This is a genomic window from Pseudomonas sp. PSPC2-3 (assembly GCF_049898265.1).
GTDB classification, from domain to species: Bacteria; Pseudomonadota; Gammaproteobacteria; order Pseudomonadales; family Pseudomonadaceae; genus Aquipseudomonas; species Aquipseudomonas veronii.
Genome location: NZ_JAFCXJ010000019.1, coordinates 67,967 through 89,170, shown reverse-complemented (window position 1 = coordinate 89,170; position 21,204 = coordinate 67,967). Strand labels below are relative to the sequence as shown.

General features: G+C 56.6%; 15 protein-coding genes and 1 pseudogene. 7 read left to right on the top strand and 9 right to left on the bottom strand.

Going from position 1 to position 21,204, the window contains the following annotated elements; all coding sequences use genetic code 11:
• The 3 genes and pseudogenes from ACP7E3_RS31615 to ACP7E3_RS31605 form a co-directional block, all read right to left on the bottom strand.
• Nucleotides 1-172, bottom strand: a pseudogene (locus ACP7E3_RS31615) (ribonucleotide-diphosphate reductase subunit beta); the annotation flags it as partial.
• Nucleotides 173-653: 481 nt separating this feature from the next.
• Nucleotides 654-3,098: a M10 family metallopeptidase C-terminal domain-containing protein gene (locus ACP7E3_RS31610; RefSeq protein WP_426125477.1), complete on the bottom strand. Its 2,445-nt coding sequence runs from the start codon at nucleotides 3,096-3,098 to the stop codon at nucleotides 654-656.
• Nucleotides 3,099-3,146: 48 nt separating this feature from the next.
• Complete coding sequence (locus ACP7E3_RS31605) at nucleotides 3,147-5,051, bottom strand: M10 family metallopeptidase C-terminal domain-containing protein (RefSeq protein WP_426125475.1); 1,905 nt, start codon at nucleotides 5,049-5,051, stop codon at nucleotides 3,147-3,149.
• A gap of 504 nt (nucleotides 5,052-5,555) precedes the next feature.
• On the opposite strand from ACP7E3_RS31605, the gene ACP7E3_RS31600 reads away from it, so the two are divergent.
• The 4 genes from ACP7E3_RS31600 to ACP7E3_RS31585 all read left to right on the top strand — a co-directional run bounded on the left by ACP7E3_RS31600 (nucleotide 5,556) and on the right by ACP7E3_RS31585 (nucleotide 12,454).
• Entirely contained in the window at nucleotides 5,556-6,074 is a 519-nt protein-coding gene (locus ACP7E3_RS31600; RefSeq protein ID WP_017847246.1) for a sigma-70 family RNA polymerase sigma factor, read from the top strand.
• On the top strand, nucleotides 6,071-6,979 hold the full coding sequence (locus tag ACP7E3_RS31595; protein WP_426125473.1) for a FecR domain-containing protein: 909 nt from the start codon (nucleotides 6,071-6,073) through the stop codon (nucleotides 6,977-6,979). Before ACP7E3_RS31600 ends, ACP7E3_RS31595 begins: the two co-directional genes overlap by 4 nt.
• A 313-nt stretch (nucleotides 6,980-7,292) precedes the next feature.
• Entirely contained in the window at nucleotides 7,293-7,508 is a 216-nt protein-coding gene (locus ACP7E3_RS31590) for a TOBE domain-containing protein (RefSeq protein WP_003173733.1), read from the top strand.
• A 602-nt stretch (nucleotides 7,509-8,110) separates the two neighbouring features.
• Nucleotides 8,111-12,454 (top strand): hypothetical protein, encoded by a 4,344-nt coding sequence (locus tag ACP7E3_RS31585; RefSeq protein ID WP_426125471.1) that lies wholly within the window; start codon nucleotides 8,111-8,113, stop codon nucleotides 12,452-12,454.
• A 62-nt stretch (nucleotides 12,455-12,516) separates the two neighbouring features.
• Here ACP7E3_RS31585 and ACP7E3_RS31580 read toward each other — a convergent pair whose 3' ends face one another.
• Entirely contained in the window at nucleotides 12,517-13,662 is a 1,146-nt protein-coding gene (locus ACP7E3_RS31580) for a MalY/PatB family protein (protein ID WP_046383215.1), read from the bottom strand.
• A gap of 180 nt (nucleotides 13,663-13,842) precedes the next feature.
• Here ACP7E3_RS31580 and ggt point away from each other — a divergent pair, with 180 nt between their 5' ends.
• Nucleotides 13,843-15,567 carry a gamma-glutamyltransferase gene (gene ggt, locus ACP7E3_RS31575; RefSeq protein ID WP_017847249.1) on the top strand — a complete coding sequence of 575 codons (1,725 nt, stop codon included), beginning with the start codon at nucleotides 13,843-13,845 and terminating at the stop codon, nucleotides 15,565-15,567.
• Nucleotides 15,568-15,676: 109 nt separating this feature from the next.
• Here the strand turns inward: ggt and ACP7E3_RS31570 are convergent, their stop codons facing one another.
• The 3 genes from ACP7E3_RS31570 to ACP7E3_RS31560 form a co-directional block, all read right to left on the bottom strand.
• On the bottom strand, nucleotides 15,677-16,195 hold the full coding sequence (locus tag ACP7E3_RS31570; protein ID WP_426125480.1) for an AAA family ATPase: 519 nt from the start codon (nucleotides 16,193-16,195) through the stop codon (nucleotides 15,677-15,679).
• Complete coding sequence (gene pnuC, locus ACP7E3_RS31565) at nucleotides 16,192-16,758, bottom strand: nicotinamide riboside transporter PnuC (protein ID WP_046383216.1); 567 nt, start codon at nucleotides 16,756-16,758, stop codon at nucleotides 16,192-16,194. The genes ACP7E3_RS31570 and pnuC overlap by 4 nt, the downstream gene beginning before the upstream one ends.
• Nucleotides 16,759-16,865: 107 nt before the next feature.
• On the bottom strand, nucleotides 16,866-18,500 hold the full coding sequence (locus ACP7E3_RS31560; protein WP_411220209.1) for a methyl-accepting chemotaxis protein: 1,635 nt from the start codon (nucleotides 18,498-18,500) through the stop codon (nucleotides 16,866-16,868).
• A 229-nt stretch (nucleotides 18,501-18,729) separates the two neighbouring features.
• Here ACP7E3_RS31560 and ACP7E3_RS31555 point away from each other — a divergent pair, with 229 nt between their 5' ends.
• Both ACP7E3_RS31555 and ACP7E3_RS31550 read left to right on the top strand, forming a co-directional pair.
• Entirely contained in the window at nucleotides 18,730-19,560 is an 831-nt protein-coding gene (locus tag ACP7E3_RS31555) for an undecaprenyl-diphosphate phosphatase (RefSeq protein ID WP_046383218.1), read from the top strand.
• On the top strand, nucleotides 19,557-19,940 hold the full coding sequence (locus tag ACP7E3_RS31550) for a DUF1294 domain-containing protein (protein WP_046383219.1): 384 nt from the start codon (nucleotides 19,557-19,559) through the stop codon (nucleotides 19,938-19,940). Before ACP7E3_RS31555 ends, ACP7E3_RS31550 begins: the two co-directional genes overlap by 4 nt.
• Here ACP7E3_RS31550 and ACP7E3_RS31545 read toward each other — a convergent pair.
• A complete protein-coding gene (locus ACP7E3_RS31545; RefSeq protein WP_046383220.1) occupies nucleotides 19,929-20,285 on the bottom strand; it encodes an MmcQ/YjbR family DNA-binding protein in 357 nt (118 codons plus the stop codon). The genes ACP7E3_RS31550 and ACP7E3_RS31545 overlap by 12 nt on opposite strands.
• A complete protein-coding gene (locus ACP7E3_RS31540) occupies nucleotides 20,282-21,190 on the bottom strand; it encodes a LysR substrate-binding domain-containing protein (RefSeq protein ID WP_046383221.1) in 909 nt (302 codons plus the stop codon). The genes ACP7E3_RS31545 and ACP7E3_RS31540 overlap by 4 nt, the downstream gene beginning before the upstream one ends.
• Nucleotides 21,191-21,204 lie beyond the last annotated feature (14 nt).

Sequence of the window (21,204 nt, the reverse complement as noted above, 5' to 3'; positions counted from 1 at the left end):
CGCGGATGATCGCGGCGGAGTCGTTGGCGGTGACGGCGCGGGCTTCGATGGCGGCAGCGGCGCCGGCACCGTCGAGGCGGTCCATGTTGGCTTCGGTGGCGTGGCCGGCGTTGGCGCCTCTGATCACCGCTGCACCGGTGTCTTCGTTGTCGACTTCATCCCAACTCAGCATTGAAATACTCCTTCCTGGTCTGTGCTGACGGTGTGTGAACCCGTCCAAAAATAAGTGATTTGCAGGCTTCAAGGCATTGAAATACTGCGCATAGTGTGGTCAGCATTTTACGAGTTCGCACACTATGTAGTGGTTGTTTGTTGGCGTGGGCACACTATATGGGGTGTGATCAGCATGGTCAACGGACAACGTGTGCGGTTTTAGGTCGCTGCCAGGCGCCGGGTCCGCTATAACGCCGGGGTTCACTGGGCACATTTGAAATCGCCAGGGAATGAAAAAAACGGCTGATCGGCCTCGCTACGCAGGACGACGCCAGGGCTCGTCTGAAAAGGAGCCCCGACCGCCGAAAAGTTCTACATCTTGAGTGGTTTTCGAAATTTCGGCGGGGACGTTCGGCCGTGGGGAAAGCGCGGTGATTCTTCGAGATCATCAAGATGGAGCGGGTATTGTGAGAGGGGGGCAACTTACGCTGATTAAATTGTTACCACGTTCTCCACACGCCATCTTGATTGAAATAATGTAATTTGGATTTGACCGTTAAATGAGCATAGTAGTCTGCAGGTTTCGGCTCTCTCGCATACCGACCGTTCTTGTCGGCCTTAAATGAAACAGACTCCCCCGGGCCGATAGTGTATTGGGTTTGCCCATGCTTGACTTTGAAGCTTTGGTTGGCTGTTGTTTTTATAATAACTTGATGGCCCTCATGCACATTTTCGGTTGGGAGAGAAATTGACTCCTGCCAATTGCCATTGGCTACTTCCACGTAGGTTCGATAAGTGGAAGGAGGAGGCATCACGCCAGTAACCAATGATTGTGCGCGATAGAACTGACCTGTTGGGCGCAGCATTTCCCATGAGCCGGTCTTGGCGTTGTACTGAAAGTCTATGGCATCGCCTTTGGTTAGTTGCCACACCGTAGGGTCGGTGACATCGGACGTCTTGATATCTATCGGAAGATCCGCATCAGAGTGCAGTCTGATGATATCGCCGTTTGTTCCTTCGATAGGCAGCCTGGCCTGCGGTCTCCAGTTGTGCCTATTCAGGGAAACGACAGCATGGGAGGTGCCGAGCAAGATCTTTGAGCCAATCCACTGCGTTTCGCTGGTCTCTTGAGGCTGCCAGGTTTTGGTCTCTGCGGAGTATTTGAGCGCGCGTTTTTCGCCAGGGTTGATGATGCCTAAATAATTGAATTGGCCGGTATTGTCGTCAATGATTTTGCTCTTGTTAAGTGCCGTTGAGTTAACGATAACGATGTCGTTGTCCTTGGGCTCTTTTGGCAGATTGATGTAGTAATTCCAATGCTCGTTATTCACCGAAACAACCGTGACAGGCGTATGGGCGGAGACCACTTGCGAAACGATGCTGGAGGTTGGCGTTATGTTAGGGAGTGCTACATGGCTGACAGATTGGTTTTGTGCGGTGTGGCCGCTGTTGAATGTTTGAGAGAGAGGTAATGCTTCATTCCGGGCTGTTTGTGGGGTTTCTGGTGGGGCGGGCGGAACAGGATTATTGGGTCCCGATGGTTGCTGCAATGTTGAAACCAGAACATCGCCCGCCCGTACCTGGCCCACGGTCTTAATTAGTAAGCTCGCCTGGCCGTTGCCGGTCAAATCTACTGCTAGGCTGCCCTGGCCGGTTATTGCGTTGTAACTCAGCACGACGTCACCGGCTTTGCCGGTAAAGTTCGCTACAAAGTTTAAGCTTCCGATTCTGTTGTTTCGCAGTACGCCGGAAAGATCGATTTTGTCGGTCCCGCTGCTGAAGTCGGTAATAAGATCCGGGTTTTCGGGGGTAGAGTCGCTGACGTCATCATAGATGAAGGTGTCGGCACCATTGCCGCCCTCCAGACTGTCCGCGCCGGCGCCACCCTTTAGTCGATTGTCTACGTGATTACCAATCAATAAGTCGTCGCCTGCTCCGCCCACGGCGTTCTCCAGGGTCACGCCCCTTGCGATGGAGACGTTGCCTTTCATTCCCCCCACATCGGAAAACGATCGTTCGTAGAGGTTGATTTTTTGGTTCTGGGAAAAACCGGAAAAATCGAGGGTGTCATTGCCACCACCGTCCCAGACACAGAATAGTGCTTTGTCTTTATCAGACTTGAGGCTAAGAAAGTCGCGACCACTATTGGAGTTGAAACCGTAAACAGTATCCGTGTTCCGTGTTTTCAAGTTGGCGCCATACATTTTTTGAACGGCGGCAATATCGTGCATCATGGCGGCTGCGGGGCGGTCGCTCTTTGATTGAACGCCTATGTGGGGGCTCATTATCGTGTAGTCGAGGTTGTCCTTGGTGTGAAATGCGGAATCCTGCGGTTCGCCGGAACTGTTGACGTGTTGTGTTGTTCTGGTTTGAAATGGCGTACCGAGTCCTAACGCTCCGCCAATCAGGGTGGTTAATACTCCACGCTTAACATCGTTGTGATCAAAGTCAGAATCTACTGTGGATGCGCCCAGTATAGCAAGGGACGCGTGGGGGGCGCCGGGATAGTTCGAAATAATGCCACCGCTTTTTATGTGTTCAGTTTGTCCAAATACTATTCTGTGGTCATTATGTTTGTGTTTTCCCACTATCGTTCGGGTATCGTTTGATGAGGTGGGTTCTGGAAGCTCTGTAAATGTTACGTTGGCCAGGTCTTCCCAGGCTTGGATGGCTCTCCGGGTCTGGTGTTTTTGATTGGCGTTGAACTCGGTAGGTGAGTGATAGTGGAAATGATCTGATTTGGATTCTGAGAAGAACTCGTAAAGAATGTTAGTGACCCCGTCTAAGTGGCGATCATGCACTTTTTCTTTAATTATCAGGTTTACAGCGTCCTCTGTGGTCAGGGACGCTTTTTCAGTAACGATCGGTGCCATTGGGCGTGTGTGGATATCGGGTGATAAGTTTGTCAAGCGGTTAGGCGTGCGAGTGCTTAATGAGTCAGTCATGGGTTAAGTAACCTAGTGTATTGAGATATTCTATGTGTGCTGTTGCTATTATATTGTTTTGCTTAAAATGTCACCGGCGTTGATTTTGCCTTGGGTATGAATAAATAGGTCCGCTTTTCCGTTTCCGGTCATGTCTATCCCAACAGTGCTTTCGTTGCTTGTTGAATTATGACGGATAACCGTATCCCCCGAGCGCCTGGTAAACTGAGTGACAAAATTCAAACTGTGAACGCCGGCCTTTTCAAGCGCTTTGGAAACGTCAATCGTGTCAACGCCGGTTTTAAAATCCAGTATCTGGTCCGGTCGTTGAATGGTGGAGTCACTGGCGTGCTCATATACAAAAGTATCCCTGCCTGATCCGCCCACGAGCGTATCTGCGCCAGCACCGCCGGTTATCAGATTGTCCCCATGGTCGCCACGAAGGACATCGTTGTCTTTAGTGCCAATGACGACACTGACGGAGGGCGGTACGACGATCGGTGCCGGAGGCACGTAACCATCGGTGCGTCCTCCGTCGGGGTTGATGCGCGGGGGAGATGCGTCAACGGGTTTGTATGTCGAGGGGACCTGTACTACGTCTGCCGGATATATCTTTCCATGGGTCTTGATGAGGAAAGTAGCTTGACCCTTGCCTGTCAGGTCTATCGTGAGAGTGCCTTCATTCAGCTTCTCATCGAAGCCAAGCGCTGCCTCACCAATTCTCCCGGAAAAATGAGTGACGAAGTTGAGACTATTTACGCCACTTTTTTTCAGTAAAGTGGACACGTCAATACTGTCAATACCGCTTATAAAGTCGGTAATAAAGTCTGGGTTTTCCGGGGTAGAGTCTGATGTGGTGTTATAGATAAAAAAATCTTTCCCTTTGCCGCCCGTTAGTCTGTCCGCACCCGCGCCACCGGTGAGCCTATTGTCGGCTGTGTTGCCGATCAGATGGTCATTGCCGTGGCCACCAACGGCGTTTTCCAGGGTAACGCCTTTGGCGATGGAGACATTCCCCTTCAGTCCGGCCACATTGGAGAATGTTTGCTCGTTTAGGTTGATGCGTTGGTCTGCCGTGAACTCCGAACAGTCCAAGGTATCATTCCCGCCGCCATCCCAGATGCAGAGAACGGGGCGGTCATCCGTCGATTTGAAAGTCAAAGCATTCCGATCGGTATTAGAGTTGAAGCCGTAAGTCGTATCGGTATTTCGAGTGGTGTAGTTGGAACCGTAGATTCTTTGTATCGCGCTTATGTCATCCATCATGGGTGTCCACGGGTGGCCGCCGCTGAAGTGTTGGCCGTTTTCCTGTTCTTCAAAATAACTCATGATGGAGTGGCCTCTGGTGTCCTCAGCGTAGAGGGCATCTTTTGTGTAGTTGGCGCTCCCGTTATAGTGTCCAGGATGGGGTAGTCCTAGATTGTGCCCAAATTCATGCATGGCAACGAAACCACCCACCGACCTGGGGCTCAGGTTTTCATTTGGATTTCTTAATCCCAACCAAACATCCGCTGTTCCGATAGCTGCCTTTCCCCCAATGCCATGACCTAAATGTTTGCGTACCGCAAGTAAGCCTTCCGCGTCGGGGTTATCACTATAAAACTTTGTATCGCCCAGCCACTCACCTTTCGGCGGGTTTTCTTTATAGCGTATATTGGCGATATCTGACCAACTCTGCATTGCCTTTCTAAGGCCGTCTTTTTGCTCTTCGGTAAAGTTGGTGTGGATGTCTGCTTGATGAACTGGGTCCTTGAGATCGAATTCGTAGTAGATAGTTGTATGGCTGTCTCGATTTTTATCGTGCCAGGTCGCGCCATTTCGAGAAATAATTCTTCCGGCTTGAGTAGTGTCGAGCGACATTTTTTTATCCTTCCCTGCGTCATCTTCCGCTTCCGGTTCGTGCTCGGAAACACGAGGAAAGTAATGGGGCGCTTGTAGCGGTGTGCGGGTGGGGAATGTTGAAGTATTGGGCATGATAGATGTTCGGTTGTAAGGGTGAGTGTATTAGAGATATAGGTGCTGGCATTGTTTGTGCGCAGTATATGTACGATGCCAAAAAATGCTGTTGTTCACTATAGGGGAATTGTTGCGAGAAGCGTTTTAAACGTGGTTTTGATTTTTTGTTACTGGTTGAAATGCGCTCTATTAAATTTGGAAGACGTAGCAGGCAAATATTATTAGGCGTTCGGCTACCAGATGATTTATTAGGGTGGATGACGTGATGTATTCAGCAACCTTTATTTATTGTTTGATTGGTTTAGCTTTGTTGTACTCGCGAACCATGGTCGAAATGGCAGAGACAGTTCGCGGTCGTACCGGGCTCCGATTTGGGCATCAAGCAGTGTAGTCGGGCGCGGGCAGGCCCAAGGGGCGGCACAGTCCGCATGAACATTCAGTTGAAAGTCATGGTGTCTCGCCGCGATATTAATTAGAATTAATCTCATTTGAGACTCAATCGCGCTGCGCAGGTTGCTTGCCATGAATGATGCTGTTGTCCCTTCGCACGCCGCCGAACCGACGTTGTCGAGCCTGTATCGCGACCATCGCAGTTGGTTGGAAAGCTGGCTGCGGCGGCGCCTGGGCAATGCCTGGGATGCGGCTGACCTGAGCCAGGACACTTTCGTGCGGGTGCTCGCCAGTGCCCAGCCGCTCGCGCAGATGCAGGAACCGCGGGCCTATCTGGTGACGGTGGGCAAGCGCCTGCTGGTCAATTTTCATCAGCGCCGCAGCCTTGAGCAGGCTTATCTGACGGCTCTTGGCAACCTGCCGCCAGCCTGCGTGCCATCTCCCGAGCAGCGCTGGCTGGTGTTGGAAACCCTGCAAGCCCTGGATGAATTGCTCGACGGCTTGCCTGCACTGGTGCGCCGGGCGTTTCTTTGGAGTCAGCTGGAGGGCCTGGGCTATCGAGAGATTGCCGAGCGGCTTGAGGTGTCGGAGCGCACGGTGAAGCGTTACATGGCGCAAGCCTATGAACATTGCCTGCTGGTGGACCTGTGAACCGTGAGGTTGCGCGAGCGGCCGCGCAATGGCTGGCGCTGCTGGAATCGGGGGCGGCCACTGAACGCGATCATGCCGCGTTGCAGCACTGGCGCGACAGTCATCCGCAGCACGAACACACCTGGCAGAAAGCCCAGGCCCTGCGCCAGCGCTTCAGCGCGCTGCCCCAGGCGTTGGCGATGGCCAGCCTCGACCGCCCGCAAGTGGGGCGGCGGGCGTTGCTCAAGCGTGCGTTGGGCGTGGCGGCGCTGGTGCCGACGGCCTGGTTGATCAGTCGCCAGTTACCTATAGATAGTTGGCGCGCCGACCTGCACACCGCCACCGGCGAGCGCAGGCGCCTGCCGTTGGCCGAGGGCGGCAGCCTGCAACTGAATACCGCCACGGCCGTGGATGTGGACCCGGTGCAACGGCGCATCACGCTGGTGGACGGCGAACTGGCGCTGAACGTGCCGGGCGCACACGCGATGACGCTACGCACGCGCTACGGCGAAGTGCGGGTCAGTCAGGCCGAGGTGTGCGTGCGCGAACTGGCTGCCGGCTGCCGGGTGTCGGTGCTCAAGGGCCGCGTGCAGGTGCGCGACGTGAACGGGCAACTGGCGACGTTGCAGGACGGCCAGCAAGCGCCATTGAGCGCCGGCGGGCTCGGTGCGTGGGTGCCGTTCGATGTGCTGCAACTGGGCTGGCGCGACGGCGTGCTGACTGCACAGAACCAGGCGCTGGGGGATTTTCTGCGTGAGCTGGCGCGCTATCGCCCAGGCGTGTTGCGCTGGGCGCCGAACCTGGAGACGTTGCGGGTGACGGGCAGTTTTCGCCTGGATGACACCGACCGCATCCTCAGCCTGCTGGCCTCGAGTCTAGGGTTCGAGGTGCAGGCGCGGACGCGGTATTGGGTCACACTCACTTGAAGACACTGGCGATCAAAAATGTGGCAGTTGTTTTGTTTCGTTTCGACGGAAGGTTTCAGACACTGGGGCCCAGCAGGCTGACGGCTTCGCGTGGTTGCAAGGCCAGCCCACGCATGTTTACGTGGTTTCGAGCGGAGAAGGCTTTAGTGAGGAGGGCAAGCTGTTGATCGACTGTTGGCGGTGAAACAGCTTCGATATACCAATATGGAATAAACAAATAGTTATATATTCCTTTTAATGTTTTTGTGGGTGGCGCACTTTGAGGCTCTGCACATTCGTGCAGATCGACCTAACAGCCAAAAGGAAAGCCGACATGACCATTAAAGCGATCAACGTGCGTAATCAGTTCAAGGGCGTGATCAAGGAGATTCTGCTGGGGGAAGTGGTGTCGGAAATCGACGTGCAGACCGCGTCCGGCATCGTTACTTCAGTGATCACCACGCGCTCGGTGCGTGACCTGGAGTTGAAGGTGGGCAGTGAAGTGATTGCCTTTGTGAAATCGACTGAAGTTTCCATCGCCAAACTCTAAAGACTTGCGTAATTCACTGTAGGCGCCCGCTTGCCGGCGATGGCGGCCGCAAATCAGTCTCCGTAGCGGATCACCCAAGGGCTGGTCGAGGGATGTGTGATCGTCCAGTTTTGTCGGGGCGGCGCTGTTGACGCCGAGGCTCTGGTCGCCGGTGTTCTGGTTGGCAACTACGCCGCAGAGGGACTCGAAGTCCTGGCTGAGTTGAGCCTGTCGGAGTATTCAAAGGGTGCATGGTTTTTATGAGCGTTGGTGCAGGGCATAAAATAAGATAAATGCCTGGAACTTAGTGAGGGGGCGCTGCCGGTAGTCAAACAGTTTGGGAGTGTCGTTGTGGGTTTCGACCTTCTTACTGTTGGCGCTGTTTTTGAGCCGCGTATGGAGCTGCGTACCGATCTTGGGTGGAAGGGGATAAGGGCATTGGTCGCGCGTATTCTTTAGTGTTTGAGTTTCAGACGTTCAGTCGAAATGTATTGTTTCAAACGATAATGACGGTAAACAGATAAGTCTGACAGTTGAATGCTTTTTGCTTTGCTAGTGTTTTCCGATCAGGGCATTCATCTATACAGGGAGGTTAAGTCGATAATATCGTACCGGAATTACTCATGAATATATCTTCTTCTGCGGGTGTGTCGTTTCGTTTAGACAATGAACTTACTCGAGATCCTTCAGCTCCGCATGACACCCTACAAAAGTCACCCGGGCATAGTCGTGTACGACGTGAGGATACGGAACCGACGTCTCCTGTTTCCATTGTGGTTAAGGATGAGGATGTATTAAAAGTAGTTCATGATAAGGTAGTACAGGCCAAGGCCAGTCCTGATTCCAGCGCTTACTTGAAAGGCTATAACACACCCTCGTCCGTTTCTCTGCCAGGTTATTCAGCCCCAATGAGCGACTTGGAACTCCTTCGATTGGCGGTGGATCACCCCACAACACCCGAACAACTTGGGGCGATACAACGCCTGAGTGAACAGCGCGTTATCGGTGATACTCAAGCCAATGTCAGTCTGTTTTCGAAAGTGATGTCGGGCAAAGGCGTGAAAGTAACGCCGATGTCTCAAAGTTACTATCTTTCGATGATCAACAGATTGTCGCCAGGGCAATGTTCAGGTATCTCACATCTTCTTTCGTTGGCCGTCGCTGAGGGCAAACAACATGTTTTTTTGGGAAATGTTTTCCAGGCGGTTGCCAATCCGGACGATCCTGAATCGCGGGAGTTTTTCAACAAGCTGGCTGAAGTCCATGAACAAACAAAATACATTGAACTTGCAGCTGATCCCAAAAAGTCCGTACTGGGTCCGTATACTGATATTGCACCTAGACTGTTGGAATCGAAAACCACTCAAACGCTGCTGATCAGCGGGGAAAATCATCGTGTCAGTGCCGGTGTGATGGTGGACGCCAATAATAATCGAACTTACTACTTCGCAGAGCCGAATTACGGGTTGGTGGAGTTTTCTTCTTATGAGCTTTTTGAGGAGGGGTTGAAAAAAGTATTTGCAGGGTCTGAACTTAAAGGCTCTTTTAAACCCATGGAGGAGGGGGGTTACTTTAGTTCTCCGAAATACAAAATCAGTGTGTTTGATCCCGATTATATTTCTGATGTCTCTCCTGCCCAAAACGACGTCAGGTTTATGTACGACGCCCCTTTGGGCGATCTTGAAAAAATTAAGGTGATTGATACTTCCCGCCTGCCGTTGGCTGAACATTTTCGGGGCCAGACGTCGACTCCGGAACCCGCAGTACAGGTGGACTATGAGCAGGTCGTAACGGGGCTGGAAAAACTGCACGTTTCCAAAGGGATGTCCCAGTATCACCAGACGAAAGCCGTTTTGGGCCATGTGCAGCAATTTATCGAAAATCATCCAGACTCTTATCAGGTCTCGGCGATGAAGGCGCTTGAGCAAAAACTGATAAATGCAATTAATGAGGCCGCCGCGCCCGTTAAATTTCCCTCCGTTTTTGAACGTATGGAAAACGACCGTATCGGGCTGGCTAAGGATAAGCTCGGACCAAAAAAACAGGTTAAAACTGAGTACCGCCCGTATGCGAAAATTAATATCACCACTGATGCGAACAGTGACCCGAGCAGGTCAAAGCAAGTGGCGGACCGTATCAGTACCGCCCTGCAGACGATTGACCAGAGCGACCCGAATACTTGGAAGTTGATAGGTACGGATATATCCGTGGTCATTGCCAGGCCGGGCGATCAAGCAGAAACACAGATACGTTTAGGTCGCGAACCCACGTTGATCATTGGTGATGACTTTTTTGCATCGCCTTCCGCGAGTAACAACACTGTCGCTGATAGAGTGGGTCATCAAGCAAAGGCCAATGGCGGGGACGGTATAGCCCAGAAGCAGGTCGCACTCATTGCCGGAAAATTCGGGTTGCTTAGCCACTACAGAGCCCACCCCAATGAATTTCTCGCGACAATAGACAACAAAGAGCCTTTTCGCGAAAGCGGCCATCAACTCAGTACGCGTGCGAGCAGAACTCCCCTGGATTTTATGGAGCAAAGCTTTACTGCGCGACTCTACGACGGAAAACTCGACAGCCAGGCGCAGGCCTCGCTCGACAAACTGCTTTCCCCGCCACGCGACGCGCCACAAAGCGTTTCTTCTACACCGTCCACCCCCGCCGCACCGATTGACCCGGCGCAAGTCGAGCGCCTGCAAAAACTTGATGTAAGTCATCCCCCTGTACGCATTGGTGAGTTGAACGTAAGTCGTGTCGAACTTTATAAAATGGGCGCCAGTATCGATGGCAAGCCTATTGAAAATCCGCTGCCCGGCGATGCGGATAGTCACCAACTGATCAACAAAGTACAGATCGACCTTGAAAAATTTCAGGCTCATTTGAAAGGGAGTTCGAGTGACGTCGGCGATCGCGTGACAAACGTAATCGCTGAGATCGGCGCTCACCGCAGTACCGACAGTGCGCCGCTGTTCCGTTCGGCAAACAGCGGACCTGTACTTGAATCGCTGCAAAACTCAGTGCGGGATTTATCTGTACAACATGCCCAGATAAAGAAACTTGAGCAAAGTAAAAAGCCTATACCCAGCGATTTTTTCTCCCCGGAAACGCCCGGCAAGTCGGGGGCAAAAAATAACGCCGCGGGACTGGGGTTTCAGGCGTTCGGCACATTCCAAACGCTGCGCAGTTCTATAGAGAGTCTTCAGAATGGCGATACAACGGAAGGGGCCGTTGGTCTGGGCAGTGTTGCGGCTGAATATGTCGGGATGGGCGTGGAGGCGGGTCTCAATAAGGTGGCGCAGAAGACCGCCAGTCGTGTGGCACCGACAATAGTCAACTTTAAATCCTCCAGTATTGGAAAGATGGTTGGGAGGGTCGGCGGTGGGGTTGCTGCGACCATCACGGTTCCTTTTGATATCTACAATGCCGTCGATTCGTTCAATAAAGCGGCTGCCAGTACCGGTAAAGAAGCTCAGGATCACTACGTTAACGGTGCGTTCTCAGTCGCTGGGGCTGTTACTTCGATCACCTTGGGCGTTGCATTTATGGCGGGCGCCGCTGCTGCCGGACCGGCCGGACTCATCGTTGCGGGGGTCTTGATGGCTGCTCAATCGATTTACTCCGCTGTACGTACTGTAGAGGAAATTGATCAATATACGCCGCTGACCGACGGGCAAAAATTCACGATTGGTGTTAAGTCGTTTCTGGGCTTTGAACCCGGATTCGATGTCATAAAACCCTATCTGGAAAAGAAATATGCCGACGAGCACGAACAGCAGAGCAAGGTTCGTTATCAAGCGTTTTTGGACGGTCCAGGTAAAGAGTATTTTGAACGCGTGGTGTACGGTTCTGCCGATGTTGAGGCCAAACTGGTACCGGGTAAGGTCCCGCTCACGCCCTCACTTTGGTATTCACCTATTACCTGGCTGTTGAACTTGATCCCGGTCAATGGTCAGGTACCTCATGTCGAAATCGCGGGGGGTAATGATCATATTTCAGGTCATAAATCATGGAACGGTAAGCCTATAAACGCCGTGGAAGGCCTGCCCGGGGAGACCAAGGCCACGCTTTGGGATATGGGCGACGGGGATGATTGGGTGACAGGGATAGAAACCAAACCGAACTACTTTTTATTGGGCGCAGGCAAAAAAGGCGTTAGCGGGGGGAACGCAGACGATACAGTAGTGCTCAACGCTGATGCGCGCCAGACATTGGCACAGGCTGAACAAGTCTCCATAACCGATAAGGATGGTTTCAGTCCTCGACAGACGTCACTCAATGGCGGCGGAGGACGTAATACGCTGTCATTTTCCGGCGCTCTAACGACCCCCTATAAAGAAGATGGAGCGGACAAAGTAGCCCGATACGCGGGGCACGTCGTTAACTTCAAGACGAATACGATCTCGATAAAAACCCAGGAATCGAATACGGAAGGGGTGAAGAAAATCGCGCATTTCCAGTCTTTTTCCAATGTGACTACGGTTGAACGAGGGCAAAGTTTTATCCAGGGTAATGATGAGAACCATATGTTCACGCTCAACGGTCAAAAAGATGTGTTATTCACCGGCAACGGCGCGAACGTTATTGTCATCAATGGTGGTGCCCGCATCACGGGAGAGGGCGGCAACAATACCTATATCGTGAACAGAGCGGTCGAGAACGTGATTATCGAGGACCCGGGCAACAGTATCGTCAGGTTGGACTATTCAGCTGCGCAACTCTCTGGCTGGCGTGTTTCGCCCTCCGGTGATTTATCCGTTGATACGAGCGGCGATACGCCGTGGAATAGCCGCGCACTTGTCTTCAACAATGCCTTTTCCAGCGATACGGAGGATGATCGGGCACGACCAGTGTTCATCACCAACGACGGTGTGACTATGGTGATAAATGCGCCACGCCAAGCGGGCTCATCCATCCGGACTGTGCAGGTGAGCAGCGTGAAGGTTGAAACTGGTAATCCTCAAACCTGACGCACGCCCAAGGGTGGGCCAACACCATCGAACGACTGGCCCCGGGAAGGGGCCAGTCAGTTTTAACGGGTGAGCAAGCTGCGCTCCATCCGCTGCAGACCCTCTTCCAGCAACGCCCGCGGGCAGCCGAAGTTCAGGCGCACGAACTGCTGGCAGTCATCGCCGAATTCGATCCCCGCGCTCAAACCGACCTTGGCCTGTTCCAGGAAGAACTGTTGCGGGTCGTCCAGGCCCAGGGCGCTGCAATCCAGCCACGCCAGAAAGGTGCCTTGAGGCGCATGCATGACCACGCCGGGCAGGCGGGTTTTTACCGCGTCGAGCAGGTAGTCGCGGTTGGCCTGCAGGTACTGCAGCAACGCCTCGAGCCAGTCGCTGCATTGGCTGTAGGCCGCGCGGGTGGCTTCCAGGCCCAGGGGGCTGACGCTGTCGACCATGCCGCAACGCGCCTGGTTGAAGCGCTCGCGCATCTCGGCGTTTTGCACTACGGCAAAACAGGTCTTCAGGCCGGCCACGTTGTAGGCCTTGCTCGCGGACATCAGCGTGATGGTGCGCTGGGCGATTTCCGGGCTGAGGCTGGCAGTGGGGATGTGGCGACGGCCGTCGAAGCACAGCTCGGCGTGGATTTCATCGCTGATGATCAGCGCGCCCTGTTCCAGGCAGGCATTGGCCACTGCGAGCAGTTCTTCGCGGGGGAAGACTTTGCCCACCGGGTTGTGCGGGTTGCTCAGCAATAATGCGCCGGCCCCTGTCAGCGCCTGGCGCAGCAGCGGCATCGGCGTGATGTACTGCGCGTTGACCAGCTTGAACGGCACTTCGATGCGCGGCAGGTTCCAGTTTCCGGGCGCCAGGCGAATCGGCCGATAGTTGGGGGTTTGCAGCACCACCGCTTGGCCGGGCTGCACGAAGGCATGCAGCGCCATATTGAAACCGGGTTCTACTCCGGGCAGAAACAGCAGCTCGTCCGGCTGCACGCGCCAGGCGTATTTGGCCCACAGGTCGGCAACGATGGCCGCGCGCACGTCCGGGCCGGCCACGCTGTAGCCGAGAATCTGCTGGTCGAGGCGCTGGTGCAGGGCTTGAAGCACGGCGGGTGGCGCGGCGATGTCCATGTCGGCGATCCACATCGGCAACACGTCGGGCGGGTAACGGTTCCACTTGGTGCTGCCGGTGCCGAGGCGGGGGTGGATCGTGTCGAAATCAAAGCTCATGGGGAGGCTCGTGTCGGAGAGTCAGGTGAAGAATGGCGCCGATTCTAGCGCCATTGGCCGTCGAGGCCAGCGCTGAATCGTTCCGTGACCGACAGGTTCTGTCATAAAAACGCCACTGCGCTGGGGATTGCATCCAAGTCGGGCTATTTTGGTGCATCTCAATAACCCGAGTAGCCAAGGATGAAATACCAACCCTTCAGCCGTACTTTGATTGCCACTGCGCTGGTATTGACGGTCAGCGGTGTGCAAGCCGCCTCCCAGGCCCCGGTGGCCGGTGAAAATGGCATGGTGGTAACGGCCCAGCATCTGGCCACGCATGTCGGTGTGGATGTACTCAAGGCCGGCGGCAACGCGGTGGATGCTGCCGTGGCCGTGGGCTACGCGTTGGCAGTGGTGTACCCGGCGGCGGGTAACCTGGGCGGCGGCGGCTTCATGACCGTGCAACTGGCCGACGGGCGCAAGACCTTCCTCGACTTCCGCGAAAAAGCCCCGCTGGCCGCCACCGCCGATATGTACCTGGACAAGGCCGGCAACGTCGTCGAAGGCCTGAGCGCCAAGGGCCACCTGGCCGTCGGCGTCCCCGGCACCGTGTCCGGCATGGAGCTGGCCCTGAGCAAATACGGCACCCTCAAGCGCGCCCAGGTGATTGCCCCGGCGATCAAGCTGGCAGAAAACGGCTTCGCGCTGGAGCAGGGTGATATCGACCTGCTGCACACCGCCACCGGCGAGTTCGAAAAAGACAAGGACCTGCGCGCAATCTTCCTGCACAACGGCCAGCCGTTGCAGGTCGGCCAGAAGCTGGTGCAGAAAGACCTGGCCAAGACCCTCAAGGAAATCTCGGCCAAGGGCAGCGATGGTTTCTATAAAGGATGGGTCGCCAAGGCGCTGGTGGATTCCAGCCAGGCCGGCAAAGGCATCATCACCCAGGCCGACCTCGACAAATACAAGACCCGCGAACTGGCGCCCATCGAGTGCGACTACCGTGGCTACCACGTGGTTTCGGCACCACCGCCGAGCTCCGGTGGCGTGGTGATCTGCCAGATCATGAACATCCTTGAAGGCTACCCGATGGCCGACCTGGGCTACCACTCGGCCCAGGGCCTGCATTACCAGATCGAAGCCATGCGCCACGCGTATGTGGACCGCAACAGCTACCTCGGCGATCCGGACTTCGTAAAGAACCCGATCGAACACCTGCTGGACAAAAACTACGCGACGAAACTGCGTGACGCCATCGAACCGAACAAGGCCGGCGACTCCCAGGCGATCAAACCGGGCGTAGCGCCCCATGAAGGCAACAACACCACCCACTATTCCATCGTCGACAAGTGGGGCAACGCGGTCTCGGTGACCTACACCCTCAATGACTGGTTCGGTGCCGGTGTGATGGCGAGCAAGACCGGGGTGATTCTCAACGATGAAATGGACGATTTCACCGTCAAGGTCGGCGTGCCGAACATGTACGGCCTGGTCCAGGGTGAAGCCAACGCCATCGCACCAGGCAAGGCGCCGCTGTCGTCGATGAGCCCGACCATCGTGACCAAGGATGGCAAGGCGGTGATGGTGGTCGGTACGCCGGGCGGCAGTCGCATCATTACCGCGACCTTGCTGACGATTCTCAACGTCATCGATTACAAGATGAACATCCAGGAGGCCGTCGACGCGCCGCGTTTCCACCAGCAGTGGATGCCGGACACCACCAACCTCGAGACCTTCGCGGTCAGCCCGGATACGCAGAAGATCCTTGAGAGCTGGGGCCACAAGTTTGCCGGGCCACAGGATGCCAACCACTTGGCGGCGATCCTGGTGGGCGCGCCATCCCTGGACGGCAAGCCGGTCGGCAACAACCGTTTCTATGGGGCCAACGACCCGCGTCGCAATACCGGCCTGTCCCTGGGCTACTAAGCGCTGCAACTCACTGTAGGAGCGAGCTTGCTCGCGAAGAGCGTCAACGATAACGCGGGCATTCTGGATTAACGCGGTGTTCTTGCGTTTTTCGCGAGCAAGCTCGCTCCTACAGTATCTGTTTGACGGCTGCGACGGCTTTGGCGCGGCGTTCTTCCCAATTTCCCCTGATCACCACCAGGGCCTGTCGATGTTGCTGCATCCAATCCAGGCTGTGCTGGAAAAACGCCTGGCGGTCGGCCAGTTCCGGCTGGCAACGCTGGCCGTCGGCGGTCCACTCCACGTCGTCGGGGGACAGCAGCAGGTGCAGGTCGTAGTGGCGGGCCAGCAGTTCGTCGTCAAGCCATGTCGGATAGTCGCCGAACAGGGTCTGGCTCCAGAGTCTGTTGGTCAGCAGGTGCGTGTCGAGGATCAGCAGCGCAGGGCGCTCGGCGCGGGCGGCATCTTCCCAGGCCAGTTGTCCGCGGGCGATGGCCGGGATGTCGGCCAGCGTGGTGTCGCGCTGATGGTGGTCGATGAAGTGCCGCACGTACTCGCCCACCATCAGTCCGCCGAACTGCGTTTGCAACTGCGCGGCCAACCAGCTTTTACCGCTGGATTCGGGGCCGGCCAGGACCACCACCTTCATGCGCGCAACGCCGGGTCGGCGCGCCATTCGCGCCAGCCTTGCACGGCGATCGCGGTGAACAGCGCATAGAGCGCGGCGGTGAGGTAGAGGCCTTTATAGAGGAACAACCCGACGAAAATCACATCCACGGCAATCCACAATGGCCAGCACTGCACGCGCTTTTGCGCCATCCACATCTGCGCCACCAGGCTGAAGCCGGTGAGGGCGGCGTCGAGCCAGGGTTGGGCGGCGTCGGTCCAGTGAGCCATGGCGGCGCCGAGCAACAGGCTGCCGACCGCGCCGATAGCCAGGCTGGTAAGGATCGCGGACCAGCCCAGGCTGGTGACTTGGCGACCTGGCTTGATGTCCCCGGCGCGTCGGGTCCACTGCCACCAGCCGTAGACTTGCAGGGCGGCGTAGACCACCTGCAACAGCATGTCGGAATAGAGTTTCACGTCGTAGAACACCCAGGTGTAGAGCAGCACCATCACCAGGCCGATGGGCCAGCACCAGGGGTTTTGTTTGACCGTCAGCCAGACAGCGATCACCCCCAGCGCGGCGGCGAACAGTTCAAGCCCGGACATGGTGGTTCCTTGGGAGAGAGGGAAAGGGCGGGGATTGTAACCAATCTTCAAAACACAGGAAGGCAAATGTGGGAGGGAGCAAGCCCCCTCCCACAGTTTGAGTGGCGTCAGACTTTGAATTGACGCAGCAGGCCGTCGAGCTGCTCGCTCAACCCGCGCAAGTGTGCGCTGGCCACGCTGGACTGTTCGGCCGCCACTGCCGTGTTGTGGGACAACCCGGCGGCCTGGGTCACGTTCTGGTTGATGTCCTCGACCACGTGGGCCTGTTGCAGGGTGGCGCTGGCGATCGAGGCATTCAGGCCATTGAGGTTGCGCAGGGCCTGGCCGATGGCGGTGAGGCTGGCCCCGGCCTGGCCGGCCTGTTCGATGGTCAGTTGCGACGCGCTGTGGCTGTCGCTGATGACCTTGACCGCCGCTTCCGAGTGACCTTGCAGACGCTCGATCATGACCTGGATTTCAGCAGTGGATTTCTGCGTGCGTTGGGCCAGCAGCCGCACTTCGTCCGCCACCACCGCAAACCCGCGGCCTTGCTCACCGGCACGCGCGGCTTCGATGGCGGCGTTGAGGGCGAGCAGGTTGGTCTGGTCAGCGATGGAGCGGATCACTTCGAGCACGCCACCGATCTGCGTGCTTTCGCTCGACAGGGTGCGAATCACTTCCACGGCCTGGCTGATGGTGGTGGACAGTTGGTCGATCTGCTGCAAGCTGCTGTCGATGTTCACTTGGCCTTGCTCGGCCTGGGCCTGGGCATCGCGCATTTCGCTGGCGGCGTGCTCGGCATTCTTGGCCACGTCCTGCACGCCGTAGGTGACTTCATTGACCGCGGTGGCCACCAGTTCCATCTGTTGCGACTGTTGCTGGCTGCGGTCGTGGGCCTGGCTGGCGTTGTTGCCCAGCTCAGTGGAGGACTGGCCCAGCGCATTGGCGCACATCTGCAACTGGCCGACGACGTGGCGCAGCTTGGCGGTGAAGCTGTTGAAGTGCTGGGACAGTTGGGTGACTTCGTCGCGGCCATGGGTGTCGAGGCTGCGCGTCAGGTCGCTCTCGCCGCTGGCGATATTGGCCATGGCATTCACGGCGGCCTGCAGTGGGCGCACGATGCTGCGCACAATCAACGAGACCAGGAGGGCCATGACCACGGCGATGCCCAGGCCGACACCCGAGGCTTTCCACACTTGCGCGTTGAATTCGGCTTGCACGTCATCCACATACACGCCGGAGCCGATGATCCAGCCCCACGGTTCGAACAACTGGATATACGAGGTTTTTTCTATCGGCGTATCGGCACCCGGCTTCGGCCAGCGGTAATTGACGATACCGGCACCCTTGGCCTTGGCCAGGCTCACGAACTCGTTGAATATTGCAAAGCCGTCCGGGTCGCGAATCGACGAGAGGTTCTGGCCATCGAGCTTGGGGTTGGCCGGGTGCATGATCATCACCGGCGTCAGGTCGTTGATCCAGAAATATTCGTCTTTGTTATAGCGCAGGCCGCGCACCGCGTTCAGGGCTTGTTTCTGTGCCGCTTCACGGGGCATGACGCCGCTGGTTTCGAGGCCGTGATAAAACGTCAGGATTCCACTGGCGGTCTGTACGACGTGTCGGGTCTGCAGGCTTTTGGCTTGATAGAGGTCGTCATGGATCTGTTTGAGCATCAGCAAACCCAGGGCCAACAGCATCAACACGGCGACTACCAGGATCAACCAGAGACGGCGGCTGATCGACATATTGCGTAAACTGTTCATCGTCCTGTCACTCCGTGCTTTTTATAATTCTCGGCGTTGCATCGACTTTTACGCCTTGTCTGATAGGCTTTCGGCCCGAAATCGAAAAACCTGAGTACTGCCTGATTTTTCACGGAATTTTTGCAGACCGGCGTTGAATATCAACACCGGGCCTTTAGTGCGCTCAACGTCAGTGAACCATTAAAAAGACTAACGAGGCTTGTCTTAGCGCAAGACCTTTGGGGGAAGTATGGATTTGTGGACCGCCGCACAGGCGTTGATACTCGGCGTGGTAGAAGGGCTGACGGAGTTTTTGCCGATCTCCAGTACCGGCCACCAGATTATCGTCGCCGACTTGCTCGACTTTGGCGGCGAACGCGCCATGGCGTTCAACATCATCATTCAGCTCGGCGCGATTCTGGCGGTGGTCTGGGAGTTTCGCCGCAAGATCCTCGACGTGGTGACCGGTTTGCCGACCCAGCGCAATGCACAGCGCTTTACCGTCAACCTGCTGATCGCGTTCCTGCCGGCCGTGGTGCTGGGGGTGATTTTCGCCGATCTGATTCACCATTACCTGTTCAACCCTATCACCGTCGCCACGGCGTTGGTGGTGGGCGGCATCGTGATGTTGTGGGCCGAGCGGCGCGAGCATGAAGTGCATGCCGAGAGCGTCGATGAGATTAGCTGGAAGGACGCGCTCAAGGTCGGTTTTGCCCAGTGCTTGGCGATGATCCCGGGCACCTCGCGCTCGGGCTCGACCATTATCGGCGGCCTGCTGTTCGGCCTGTCGCGCAAGACCGCCACCGAGTTTTCGTTCTTTCTGGCCATGCCGACCATGGTCGGTGCGGCGGTGTATTCGGGCTACAAGTACCGTGACCTGTTCCAGCCGGCTGACCTGCCGGTGTTCGCCATCGGGTTTGTCACCTCGTTCATCTTCGCGATGATTGCGGTCAAGGGCCTGCTCAAGTTCATCGCCAGCCATAGCTATGCGGCATTTGCCTGGTATCGGATTGCATTCGGCTTGCTGATCCTGGCGACCTGGCAGTTTGGCTGGATCGATTGGTCTGCGGCCAAGGCATGATGATTCAGCACCCACGCCTGAAGGCGCTGATCTTTGCGCTGTTGTGCGCGGCGCCATTATTGGGCTCGGTATTGGTGTGGCATCGCGGCGAGACCGTGATGCCGCTGGCGGCCTATGGCGTGGTCAGCGTGATCGCGTTTTTGCTGTACTGGAGCGACAAGCACAAGGCGCGCACCGACGCTCGGCGCATTCCCGAAAACATCCTGCACGCCGTCGAACTGGCGGGCGGATGGCCGGGGGCGCTGATTGCCCAGCAGGTGTTCCGGCACAAGACGCGCAAGGTCTCGTATCAGGTGCTGTTCTGGGCAATCGTGCTGTTGCATCAGGTGTTTTGGCTTGACCAGTTGTTCCTCAGCGGCACGCTGGGGTCAGTCCTCTAGCAACAACCCGACCTGCGTGCGCTTGGGCAACTTGCTCACCACCAACTGGTGAGAGCGCTGCAACAGGCCACGCAACTCCTCGGTGCCCAGCGGGTAGGGCGTGTTCATGATGATCCACTGCGCGCGCGCCAGGTACGGCGCCGGGTGGATGCCCGGGCGGTCCACATGGCCGAGGAACAGTTCCTTGTCGACCTTGAACGCCAACGAGTCACCCCGCAGGTTCTGCAAGGCGAACATCTTGTTGCCGGCAATCGAAAACACTCGCACGCCACCCCATTTATAGTCTTCCCGCGCGCCGGGCAGGCTCAGGCAGAAGTGCGCGACTTGTTCTTCGGTCATGCTCATAACAGGCGGTCTCCACAGCTTTTAAAGCCTTCTTCCAGGTAATCGATCCACGCGCGAATCGCCGGCAGCACGCCACGGCGATGCGGGTACACGGCCTGCAACCAGCCGCCCGGCAGCGACCATTGCGGCAGCAGTTGCACCAGTTGGCCGCTGGCCAGTTCTTCTTCGCAATACATCATCGGCAGCACGGTGAAGCCCAGGCCCTTGAGTGCGCTGGCTTTGCGCACAATGAAATCATCGATGCCCAGGCGGGCTTCCATCACCAGGTCTTCGGCGTTGCCTTGGGGGTCGAGCAGGCGCAGGTGGACCATGCGGTCGGCTTCCAGGGCGCCGAGCACCGGCAATTGCTTGAGGTCGTCGAGGTTGTCGACCTGTCGGCCGCGCATGAAGTCCGGGCTGGCGACCAGCAGCGTCTGGGCCTGGCGCAGGCGCTTGGTGACCAGCAGCGGGTCTTCATCGCCGAGCTCGCGCACCCGCAACGCCACGTCAATGCCTTCGGCCACCAGGTCGACGCGGCGGTTGACCGGGGTCATTTCCAACTGCACCTGGGGGTGGGCGGCGAGAAACCCGGCGACCAGCTCCGGCAGGATGTGCTGGGCCATGCCCACCGGGCAACTGACCCGCAGCCGCCCGCGGGGTTCGCTGGACATGCTGGCCACGGCCTCGTCGGCCATTTCCGCTTCCAGCAGCATCGCCTGGCAATGGCGCAGGTAACGCTCGCCGACGGCGGTCAGGGTCAGTTGCCGGGTGGTGCGCTGCAGCAGACGCGCGCCAAGGCGTTCTTCCAGCTCGGCGATCCGTCGCGACAGGCGTGACTTGGGAATCCCCAGCAGGCGCCCGGCCGCCGCGAAGCCGCCGGCTTCCACGACTTTGGCGAAATAGTAGAGGTCATTGAGGTCTTGCATGCTCGGCCTATTGT

Bases quoted from the DNA above. Each gene is read 5' to 3' on its own strand.
- ACP7E3_RS31610 (WP_426125477.1), bottom strand. From the start codon at position 3,098: ATGACTGACTCATTAAGCACTCGCACGCCTAACCGCTTGACAAACTTA.
- ACP7E3_RS31605 (WP_426125475.1), bottom strand. From the start codon at position 5,051: ATGCCCAATACTTCAACATTCCCCACCCGCACACCGCTACAAGCGCCC.
- ACP7E3_RS31600 (WP_017847246.1), top strand. From the start codon at position 5,556: ATGAATGATGCTGTTGTCCCTTCGCACGCCGCCGAACCGACGTTGTCG.
- ACP7E3_RS31590 (WP_003173733.1), top strand. From the start codon at position 7,293: ATGACCATTAAAGCGATCAACGTGCGTAATCAGTTCAAGGGCGTGATC.
- ACP7E3_RS31585 (WP_426125471.1), top strand. From the start codon at position 8,111: ATGAATATATCTTCTTCTGCGGGTGTGTCGTTTCGTTTAGACAATGAA.
- ACP7E3_RS31580 (WP_046383215.1), bottom strand. From the start codon at position 13,662: ATGAGCTTTGATTTCGACACGATCCACCCCCGCCTCGGCACCGGCAGC.
- ggt (WP_017847249.1), top strand. From the start codon at position 13,843: ATGAAATACCAACCCTTCAGCCGTACTTTGATTGCCACTGCGCTGGTA.
- ACP7E3_RS31570 (WP_426125480.1), bottom strand. From the start codon at position 16,195: ATGAAGGTGGTGGTCCTGGCCGGCCCCGAATCCAGCGGTAAAAGCTGG.
- pnuC (WP_046383216.1), bottom strand. From the start codon at position 16,758: ATGTCCGGGCTTGAACTGTTCGCCGCCGCGCTGGGGGTGATCGCTGTC.
- ACP7E3_RS31560 (WP_411220209.1), bottom strand. From the start codon at position 18,500: ATGAACAGTTTACGCAATATGTCGATCAGCCGCCGTCTCTGGTTGATC.
- ACP7E3_RS31555 (WP_046383218.1), top strand. From the start codon at position 18,730: ATGGATTTGTGGACCGCCGCACAGGCGTTGATACTCGGCGTGGTAGAA.
- ACP7E3_RS31550 (WP_046383219.1), top strand. From the start codon at position 19,557: ATGATGATTCAGCACCCACGCCTGAAGGCGCTGATCTTTGCGCTGTTG.
- ACP7E3_RS31545 (WP_046383220.1), bottom strand. From the start codon at position 20,285: ATGAGCATGACCGAAGAACAAGTCGCGCACTTCTGCCTGAGCCTGCCC.
- ACP7E3_RS31540 (WP_046383221.1), bottom strand. From the start codon at position 21,190: ATGCAAGACCTCAATGACCTCTACTATTTCGCCAAAGTCGTGGAAGCC.